Below are 10,000 nucleotides of genomic sequence, written 5' to 3'. Positions count from 1 at the left end.
GGCTGTGAGCGATCCGAGAAGATAATCTCTCCTACACGATTATCACTAAGTCTAACTAGGGTTCCATTGCTAATTTGTGTAGACTTGTTTATAAACACTTGAACCAGGGTTGGATCAACTTTTCCGAATGATTCCGTAAAGAGCTGCTCCAACACGAGGTAAGGAGACATAGCCGTTTTGTGATGACGTTCGTTTGTCATCGCATTATAAATATCAGCAATTGCGACGATTTTAGCGTAAATATGAAGCTTATCGCCTTTCACTCCTAAAGGATAACCGGACCCATCTTCGCGCTCGTGATGCTGAACAGCTGTTAATTTAACACCCTCATTGATCCCCGAAATGTTTTTTAGAATCTGATAGCCTATCAACGTATGTTGTTTGATCTCCTCCATCTCAGACTCCATCAAACGGCCCTTTTTCTCCAGGATGGTTGAATCTACTTTGGAAATGCCGATATCATGCAGGAGGCCGGCTAGTGCGATTTGCATTAAATCCTTTTGGGGAAGACCATGCCATCTAGCCAAACAATACGAGGTCAAACTGACCATAATGCTTTTGTGGTATATGTAATCTTGCAAACTACGATTTTTGGGAGTAAAAGTGAGTACTTTGTAGGTATCGATATGCTGAATAAGTGCTTCAAGTCCGTTTCGAATGTCTAGGATAGGTAAAGGCTGACCGCCATTAGCAAGTAGAAAAACGCGTTTAAGTAGCTTTAACATGTTCTGATACTCTATATAAAAAGGAGGAACTGAAGCAACTTCTTTTACTTTCACATCCTCAATGGCCCCCTCGGGCTCAATGCCGTTCTTTGATTCAATATAAACAGAAGCAATGAAAAAAGCTTTAAGAATCTCAAGATCTCTCTCATTCAGGATTTTACCTTTATTGAAAAGGACATTCCCTAATTTCGTTGTTACATTGTCTCCTAGTTTTTCGCCATACTTTAATTGAGAAACGGCTACTGTCGGCACGATCGCTCACTCACCTTACTTTATCTTATACATGCTATTGTAAAATAAAAAGGATGGGTTTGTAAGCCCATCCCTGCAAATTATTATTCTGTATCCGTCGATTCCGTATCGGTTTCTTCCCAATCGCCGTCTTCTTCGTTCTCATTTTGGTCTTCGTTCTTCTGTACTCTCGCCAAGGTTCCTACTTCATCATCCTCACGAATGTTGATTAGACGAACACCTTGCGTGTTACGACCCATAACCGAAATACCATCCATACTTGTCCGAATGACCGTGCCTGAAGCAGTAATAATCATGAGATCTTCGTCTTCTTGAACGACTTTAAGACCCACAACAGGACCATTCTTATCCGTGATGTTCAAGGTTTTGATCCCTTTACCACCACGTGTTTGGATACGATACTCGGAAACAGGTGTTCTTTTTCCGAAGCCCTTAGTCGTTACAATCAATACACTATTATCTTCATGGACTACGTCCATATCGATTACAGCATCTTCCTCATCAAGCTGGATACCTTTGACCCCAGTAGCCGATCTTCCCATTGAACGCACATCTTGCTCTGGGAAATGAATCGACATACCGAACTTGGTCCCCATGATGATACCTTGATTGCCGTCCGTTAATTTAACACCGATAAGGTCGTCGTCCTCACGCAAATTAATCGCGATTAGACCGCCTTTACGGATATTGGAGTAATCATCAATTGGCGTCTTCTTCACAACACCTTGCTTCGTCGCAAAGAATAAGTATTGATCTGTCTCGAAGCTCTCAACTGGGATCACAGCATTGATCGTCTCACCTTGCTCGATCTGGATCAAGTTAATGATCGGAGTCCCGCGCGCAGTTCGGCTCAAGTCTGGAATCTCATAAGCTTTCAACCGATACACTTTACCTTTATTCGTAAAGAACATGAGGTAATGATGTGTGTTGGTTACGAACAAATGTTCCACGAAGTCGTCGTCTTTGGTTCCCATTCCGACAATCCCGCGTCCACCACGCTTCTGGTTCTTATACGTAGTGACCGGTAGCCGTTTAATGTAACCTGTATGCGTAATCGTAATAACGACATCTTCACGTGGAATGAGGTCTTCATCTTCGATGCTTTCCTCACCAATTGTAATTTCAGAACGGCGTTCGTCACCGAATTTCTCTTTGATCTCATTGAGCTCTTCACTAATGATTGCTAGAATCAGCTGCTCGTCAGCAAGAATCGCTTTAAGTTCAGCGATTTTCTTCATGAGCTCTTCGTATTCAGCTTCAATTTTTTCACGCTCTAATCCAGTTAAACGCTGTAGGCGCATATCCAGAATAGCTTGAGCTTGATCATAGCTCAAATTAAACGTGTTCATGAGGCCATCTCTAGCTTCCTCAGTAGTTCTGGAAGCACGAATCAACGCGATAACTTGATCCAGGTGGTCCAATGCGATTCGCAAGCCTTCCAAGATATGAGCGCGTGCTTCAGCTTTGCGCAAGTCATATTCGGTTCTGCGACGAATGACTTCTTGTTGGTGTTTGAGATAGTACTGAAGCATCTCACGAAGATTCAGTACTCTTGGTTGGCCATTAACAAGCGCCAACATGATGATACCGAAGTTGGACTGCATAGCCGTCTGTTTAAACAAGTTATTGAGAACGACATTCGGATTCACATCCCGGCGAAGCTCAATCACAACACGCATTCCGTTACGGTCGGATTCATCGCGAAGATCCGTGATACCGTCAATCTTTTTCTCGCGAACGAGTTCGGCAATCTTCTCAACCAATCTAGCTTTATTTACTTGATAAGGCAGCTCATTGACAATGATTCTAGCCTTATTGTTATTTTCTTCAATGACGGTTCTAGCCCGCATCGTAACTGAGCCTCTACCTGTCGTATAGGCTTGTCTGATGCCCTCACGGCCCAGAATAAATCCAGCTGTCGGGAAATCCGGCCCTTTGATCGCTGTCATCAGCTCCAAAGGCGTTATTTCAGGATTCTGGATCAGCATTTGAATACCCTCAATAACTTCCCGTAGGTTATGCGGAGGAATATTCGTAGCCATACCTACCGCAATACCTGAGCTTCCGTTCACAAGCAAGTTAGGAAAACGGGATGGGAGAACAACAGGTTCTTGTTCCTCACCATCATAGTTGGGCGCATAATCGATCGTCTCTTTGTTGATATCACGTAGAAGTTCCATCGCAATTTTGGACAGACGAGCTTCCGTATAACGCATAGCTGCCGCCATATCGCCGTCGATCGATCCAAAGTTACCATGACCGTCAACGAGCATGTAACGAAGAGAGAAGTCCTGTGCCATCCGAACCATGGTTTCATAAACAGCCGAATCCCCGTGTGGATGGTACTTACCGATAACTTCGCCGACGATTCTCGCTGATTTCTTATATGGTTTATCTGGAGACATACCGAGTTCTGACATCGCGTATAGAATACGACGATGAACCGGCTTCAGACCATCCCTTACATCTGGCAGTGCACGACTGACAATGATACTCATCGCATAGTCTAAGAAGGATGTACGCATTTCGGTAGAAATGTCAATTTCTTTGACTTGCGAACGTAATTCTTCGCTCATGAATGTTCCTCCTGAAAGCTTACATCGTTAACAACGTCTAAGACGTTTAGACATCTAGATTTTTCACGTAAATTGCGTGTTCCTCGATGAAATCTCTTCTAGGCTCAACGTTATCTCCCATCAAAGAATCAAAGAGCGTATCCGCTTCAATCGCATCTTCGATCGTCACTTGCAGCAAAGTTCGGCTTTCTGGGTCCATCGTGGTTTCCCATAATTGCTCAGGATTCATCTCACCAAGTCCTTTGTAACGCTGTACATTGACTTTGGCACCCTCACCAAACTCTTGCATGATCGCTTCTCTTTGCTTTTCGTTATAGGCATAACGTACGGTTTTATTCCTCTCCAATTTGAAAAGAGGAGGTTGTGCGATATATACATATCCGGACTCAATTAACTTTTTCATGTATCTGTAGAAGAACGTGAGAAGGAGTGTACGAATATGGGCTCCATCAACGTCGGCGTCTGTCATAATAATGATTTTGTGATAACGAGCTTTATTGATATCGAAATCATCGCTGATTCCCGTACCGAAAGCTGTGATCATCGCCCGAATCTCCGTATTCGATAAAATACGATCCAATCTGGCTTTCTCAACGTTCAAAATTTTTCCGCGAAGTGGAAGAATCGCTTGGAAGTGACGATCACGTCCTTGCTTAGCTGATCCGCCCGCAGAGTCACCTTCTACGATGTAAATCTCACTGATCGAAGCATCCTTAGAGGAGCAATCTGCGAGTTTACCTGGCAGAGCGCTGACTTCCAGAGCACTTTTACGGCGAGTCAGTTCTCTCGCTTTGCGTGCTGCTTCCCTGGCTCTAGCCGCTTGAATCCCTTTTTCCAGGATGCGTTTGGCAACCGCCGGGTTTTCTTCCATGAACGTTTGCAATTTCTCAGCAAATAAAGACTCGACAATACCGCGGACTTCGCTATTTCCTAGTTTCGTTTTCGTTTGCCCTTCGAATTGAGGCTCCGGAATTTTCACGGAAATAATCGCAGCAAGCCCTTCACGGACATCATCACCGGAAAGGTTTGAATCGCTTTCTTTCAAGGAGTTCGATTTACGAGCGTAATCATTCAGAATACGTGTAAGTGCGCTTTTGAAGCCTGATTCGTGCGTACCGCCTTCATGTGTGTTGATGTTGTTGGCGAAGGAATAAATATTTTCGGTATAGCTGTCATTGTACTGAAGGGCAATCTCGATAGAGATATTATCCTTGGAACCCTCTACATAGATCGGCAATTCATTGACAACTTCGCGATTTCTATTCAAATGCTGAACGAAGGAAATGATCCCGCCCTCATACATGTGGGTTGTGGCCGTATCCGTACGCTCGTCGATTAAATTAATCTCGATGCCTTTGTTGAGGAACGCAAGCTCGCGAATCCTGGATTGAAGGACATCAAAGTCATATTCCGTTGTCTCTTTGAAAATCTCCGGATCTGGCTGGAACGTAACCGTCGTGCCCGTTTCTTCCGTCTCCCCAACCACTTTCACATCATATTGCGGTGTTCCGCGGCGGTATTCTTGTTGATGAATTTGTCCTTTATTCTTTACTTTCACAGTTAAATGCTCGGACAACGCATTAACTACGGAAATACCTACACCGTGCAGCCCCCCGGATACTTTGTAACCGGAATCCTCGCCACCGAATTTACCACCCGCATGCAGGACGGTAAGTACGACTTCAAGCGTTGGACGTTTGAGCTTCGCATTTTCCCCGACCGGAATCCCACGTCCGTTATCAACGACGGTAATACTATTATTTTTATGAACAATTACATCGATTTTCGTACAGAAGCCAGCAAGCGCCTCGTCAATACTGTTATCGACAACTTCCCAAACGAGATGGTGAAGTCCACGGGCACTGGTTGAACCAATATACATACCCGGTCTTTTGCGAACGGCTTCTAACCCTTCCAAAACCTGAATCTGACTATCATCGTACGCATTTTGATTCACAGACATGTTAATCTCCACCTGCTTTTTTATAGTGAGATAAACCTCTTATACTCTCTTATGTGAACAACAAAAGGTTAGTTCGTTAACAAAAGATGCGCTCTTTTCTTGAGCGTGGTAGAGGAGATCGGGGAATAATACACTTTACTCTTCGTAACAACGAGAGATTTGCATTCTTCCTCACCGATTTTTTCTGTTTTTTTATCCTTAACAGCTTGTTGAATGAATTGTTTCGATATTTTTGAGGATTTTTCTATCGAGATATCGAATATAGCAATCAGTTCGGAAGCTCGAATAATTTTTTCTCCACCCAAATGAATAAACATGCTCCTCAGCTCCTGCCACTTACATTTCCTTTCAAAACATGAAACACGGAAGCATGGTTCAGTTGGTCCAAATGGACACTCTCTAGACCCGTCGTGGTGATAAACGTTTGCACTTTTTCTTGGAACGTGCGGATCAACTGCGTCTGCCTATATTCATCAAGCTCTGAAAGCACATCATCAAGCAATAAAAGAGGATATTCGCCAACTTCCTCATGGATGAGTTCAATCTCCGCCAGCTTAAGGGAGAGTGCAGTTGTGCGCTGCTGCCCCTGGGAGCCGTAGGTTTGCACTTCTTTGTCGTTGATGTAAAAAAGAAGATCGTCGCGATGAGGGCCCACAAGTGTAACGCCTCTTCGGAATTCCTGATCTCTGACCAAAGATAACTTTATCATAAATTGGTTTAATAAAACAGATTCATCTTCAAACGAGCCCATGTCAAACGAAGGGGAATAGCGGATGAGTAGCTCTTCACTGTCATTCGTTATTCCTCGATGGATCGTTTCAGCCCATTGTTGCAGCTTCTTTATAAAGTTTTGACGCTTTTTCATAATTTTAACACCATACAGTGCTAATTGTTCATTCCAGATGTCCAACATCGCGTCAGGTGAGCCTTTTCCAGCGAAATTTTGCTTTAAATAATTGTTACGCTGAAGCAAAATTTTCTGATATTGCGATAAATCATAGAGATAGGAGGGCTGCACCTGGCCAATCTCCATATCGAGAAATCTTCGTCTAATACCAGGCGTGCCTTTGACAATTTCTAAATCTTCCGGCGCAAACATTACGACATTAAGCGCTCCGATAAAGTTGCTGAGCTTTTTTTGCTCGAGCCCATTAATTTTTGCTTTCTTGCCTTTGGTTGAAATGGAGAGATCCAATTGACAGCTGCCATATCGCTTTTGGATCTGTGCATGCAGCTGCGTTTGATCACCGTTCCAGCCGATCAGTTCTTTGTCTTGATGAGTACGATGTGATTTGGTCATTGCCAAGACATAAATGGATTCCAATAAATTCGTTTTGCCCTGTGCGTTAGGTCCTACGAAAATATTGACATTGCTATCCGTGGTCAACTCGATCTGATCGTAATTTCGGTAAGACTTAAGCGCGAGTCTGTTCAAAAACATGATTACTCATCCTCCTGGCTTGGCCCAATCAGGAGCTAACGACTTCGAATTGTCCGAAACCCTCCACGGTAACGATATCTTTCGGAACGAGTTTCCGTCCTCTGCGATTTTCTGCCTGTCCGTTCACTTCGATTTTTGTATCCACAACAAAAAATTTGGCTTGTCCACCTGTGGATATACAATCCGATAATTTGAGAAACTGCCCGAGCGTAATGTAGTCCGTGTTAATAGCGATTTGCTTCATACTGGAGCACTCCTTAATTCGTTGTTCGATATGGCAAGATCAGCTGAAGAATGTTTGTCGAATCTTGCGGCTTCATGATGATTGGCTGCATAGCTCCAGTAAATCCAATATGAATAAACTCTGAGTCGAGAACTTTGAGCGCATCAAGCATATATTTGGAGTTAAAAGAGATCTTGAGTAAATCACCGACAATATGCTGCAGGTTAATTTGTTCCGTTACTTTGCCCAGCTCGGAGGAGCTGGATGAAATTTCGATGGTCTGGTCTTCCAGCATCATCATTTTAACAATATTCGTCTTATCTTCTTTGGAAAGGAGGTAAGCGCGATCGATGGCTTCAGCCAATTCTTTCGTCGGAACGACCATTTCCGTTTGGAACGACTGAGGAATGAGCTTCGATGTATCGGGATACGTACCATCCAAAATGCGTGAGTAAAATAAAATTGAATGAATTTTGAATAAAACCTGATTGTCCGAAATAACTATATCAATAAGTGAGTTTTGATCAGGCAAAATTTTGCTTAATTCATTCAGAGTTCGGCCTGAAATAACAATATTAGGCAAATTGTGCGCATTATCGTTATCAACGGTAACTTCTCGGCTGGCAAGTCGATGACGGTCACAAGCAATAAATTTCAGTTTATCACCAGTGATATTCCAAAGTACACCCGTAAGAATCGGCGTAGACTCATTCGTTGATACCGCGTATGACGTTTGTTTAATCATTGTTTTAAGCAAATCACTTGGAAGACGCAGCATTTTGCTTTCTTCGATTTCCGGCAGCAGCGGATATTCATCCGGATCAAGTCCCATAATTTGAATTTCAGAAGAACCTGAACGAATGATGGTTTGAAAATTGTTACCTACTTCAATTTCAATGAGTTGAGCAGGGAGCTTACGGATAATTTCAACGAAAAATTTAGCTGGAAGCACAACACTCCCGGCTTGATATAACTGAATGATTTTGTTTGTACCATTTTCACTTGGCGTAAAGCTTTGAATTGAAATATCGGTATCGCTGGCCGTAAGGGTTACACCGCTTAAGGTTGCATCTATTTTGATCCCTGTAAGGATTGGAATTGTTGTACGTGAGGAAATTGCTTTGGAAACGTGACCAATGGATTCTATTAAATGGTCTTTAAGGATCGTTAATTTCATGACTTCACTCCTGCAGTTCTTTTTTGGGGTGCGTTAGCATATCTTTATATAATAACATTCTTTATTAGTAATAGCAGTAGGGGCTCTGGATATGTGGATATGTGGATGAACCATATATAAAGCAAGCCTATCCACATGTGAATAGATTGTGTATAGGCTCACCCGAAATCAAATGTTATTAAGAGGGGTTTTTTATACGCTCCGTGAGATTATGAACAATCTTATAGAGCTCCTGGTCCGCTTGCAACATTTGCGATATTTTTTCATGGGCATGGATAACCGTGGTATGGTCGCGGCCACCAAAATTATCTCCGATTTTCGGCAAAGAGAAGTCCGTCAGCTCTCGGGCCAGGTACATAGCGACCTGTCTAGGGAAAGCTACGGCTTTCGTTCGTTTGCGCGCTTTAAAATCCTCAAGCTTTAATCCATAGAATTCACCAACACGCTGCTGAATATCCTGTATGGTTATAACCTTTGGCCGATTTGACGGAATAATATCCTTCAAAGCTTCGGCAGTCAAATGTACGCTAATATCCTGATTAATTAGAGAAGAGTAGGCAACTACCCTTATTAGAGCACCTTCAAGTTCACGAATGTTCGTATCGATTTGATTTGCGATATAGATCATCGCTTCATTTGGAATCTCAAGATTTTCGGCTTTCGCTTTTTTCCGCAAAATCGCGATGCGCGTTTCTAAATCAGGCGGCTGAATATCGGTAATTAAGCCCCACTCAAACCTAGAGCGCAAGCGGTCCTCCAGCGTTGGAATCTCTTTGGGAGGCCGGTCACTGGAGATAATAATTTGCTTACCTTCTTCATGAAGAGCGTTAAATGTATGGAAAAATTCCTCCTGAGTACCTTCTTTACCGGCGAGGAATTGAATATCGTCAATTAGTAGCACATCAATCGTTCTATATTTATTACGGAATCCTTCACCGCGGTTATCACGAACAGCATTAATGAATTCATTCGTAAATTTCTCTGATGAAATATATAAAACACGCGCCCCAGGATTATGTTCCAGCACATAATGACCGATTGCATGCATCAAATGGGTTTTGCCTAAACCAACGCCTCCGTATAAAAAGAGCGGATTATAGGCTTTAGCTGGCGCTTCCGCCACAGCTAATGAAGCTGCGTGCGCGAATCGATTGCCTGATCCGATGACAAAAGTATCGAACGTGTATCTCGAATTCATCATATTCGTGAAATTTTCTTCACCTGCCACAATGGCAGGACCTTTAGGCGGTATAACGGCCGGTTGAGTCGCAGCAGACTGCGCTTTCTGTTCTTCGGTCTCGATGATGAATTTCACGGAAACGTGTTTGCCGGTGAAATCATAAATTGTACCTTCAATCAGCTTGGTATAGCGGCTTTCTAGCCACTCCTGGGCAAAATTGTTGGGCGCACAAATAACGACAGTCGAGTCATTAAAAACTGTCGCTTTGGTTGATTTTAGCCAAGTATCGAAACTAGGTTTGCTGAGCTTAGTTTGTATAATCGATAAGATTTGCTGCCATAAGTCCGTAGAATGGCCTTCCACAGTAATTCACTCCTTTAAAATCAAACATGTGGCGTAAAGGCCAGGTTTCCTAAAAATGCGATCTGTGTATAAATCATTATGGTTGAAGCTCTAACTGGAG

The 10,000-nt window shown here is 43.0% G+C and carries 8 protein-coding genes (1 of these 8 cut by a window edge); all 8 read right to left on the bottom strand.

Going from position 1 to position 10,000, the window contains the following annotated elements:
• A protein-coding gene (locus tag ACKTT9_RS00040) for an HD-GYP domain-containing protein (RefSeq protein WP_407870068.1) crosses the window boundary here: on the bottom strand, positions 1 to 977 show its 5' portion. Its footprint begins 91 nt before the window's first position; only the first 977 of its 1,068 coding nucleotides appear in the window; its start codon is at positions 975 to 977; the stop codon falls past the left edge of the window.
• A gap of 83 nt (positions 978 to 1,060) precedes the next feature.
• On the bottom strand, positions 1,061 to 3,553 hold the full coding sequence (gene gyrA, locus ACKTT9_RS00035) for a DNA gyrase subunit A (RefSeq protein WP_127454103.1): 2,493 nt from the start codon (positions 3,551 to 3,553) through the stop codon (positions 1,061 to 1,063).
• A gap of 46 nt (positions 3,554 to 3,599) precedes the next feature.
• Positions 3,600 to 5,516 (bottom strand): DNA topoisomerase (ATP-hydrolyzing) subunit B, encoded by a 1,917-nt coding sequence (gene gyrB / locus ACKTT9_RS00030; protein ID WP_407870067.1) that lies wholly within the window; start codon positions 5,514 to 5,516, stop codon positions 3,600 to 3,602.
• A 68-nt stretch (positions 5,517 to 5,584) separates the two neighbouring features.
• Positions 5,585 to 5,833, bottom strand: coding sequence for an extracellular matrix regulator RemB (remB, locus tag ACKTT9_RS00025; protein WP_127454100.1), 249 nt, complete (start codon positions 5,831 to 5,833; stop codon positions 5,585 to 5,587).
• Between the two features lie 5 nt (positions 5,834 to 5,838).
• Positions 5,839 to 6,957 (bottom strand): DNA replication/repair protein RecF, encoded by a 1,119-nt coding sequence (gene recF, locus ACKTT9_RS00020; protein ID WP_127454098.1) that lies wholly within the window; start codon positions 6,955 to 6,957, stop codon positions 5,839 to 5,841.
• 28 nt (positions 6,958 to 6,985) lie between these two features.
• Positions 6,986 to 7,201: a S4 domain-containing protein YaaA gene (gene yaaA / locus ACKTT9_RS00015; RefSeq protein WP_127454096.1), complete on the bottom strand. Its 216-nt coding sequence runs from the start codon at positions 7,199 to 7,201 to the stop codon at positions 6,986 to 6,988.
• 13 nt (positions 7,202 to 7,214) lie between these two features.
• On the bottom strand, positions 7,215 to 8,357 hold the full coding sequence (gene dnaN, locus ACKTT9_RS00010; protein WP_127454094.1) for a DNA polymerase III subunit beta: 1,143 nt from the start codon (positions 8,355 to 8,357) through the stop codon (positions 7,215 to 7,217).
• 178 nt (positions 8,358 to 8,535) lie between these two features.
• A complete protein-coding gene (dnaA, locus tag ACKTT9_RS00005) occupies positions 8,536 to 9,900 on the bottom strand; it encodes a chromosomal replication initiator protein DnaA (protein WP_127454092.1) in 1,365 nt (454 codons plus the stop codon).
• Positions 9,901 to 10,000 lie beyond the last annotated feature (100 nt).

The sequence above is a fragment of the Paenibacillus sp. P36 genome, assembly GCF_045866505.1.
Classification (GTDB): domain Bacteria; phylum Bacillota; class Bacilli; order Paenibacillales; family NBRC-103111; genus Paenibacillus_E; species Paenibacillus_E chondroitinus.
The sequence above is the reverse complement of the archived record's forward strand: the minus strand, read 5'-3'. Positions and strand labels throughout refer to the sequence as shown.

Excerpts from the sequence above, each read along its gene's own strand:
- gyrA (WP_127454103.1), bottom strand. The coding sequence starts at position 3,553 with ATGAGCGAAGAATTACGTTCGCAAGTCAAAGAAATTGACATTTCTACC.
- gyrB (WP_407870067.1), bottom strand. The coding sequence starts at position 5,516 with ATGTCTGTGAATCAAAATGCGTACGATGATAGTCAGATTCAGGTTTTG.
- remB (WP_127454100.1), bottom strand. The coding sequence starts at position 5,833 with ATGTTTATTCATTTGGGTGGAGAAAAAATTATTCGAGCTTCCGAACTG.
- recF (WP_127454098.1), bottom strand. The coding sequence starts at position 6,957 with ATGTTTTTGAACAGACTCGCGCTTAAGTCTTACCGAAATTACGATCAG.
- yaaA (WP_127454096.1), bottom strand. The coding sequence starts at position 7,201 with ATGAAGCAAATCGCTATTAACACGGACTACATTACGCTCGGGCAGTTT.
- dnaN (WP_127454094.1), bottom strand. The coding sequence starts at position 8,357 with ATGAAATTAACGATCCTTAAAGACCATTTAATAGAATCCATTGGTCAC.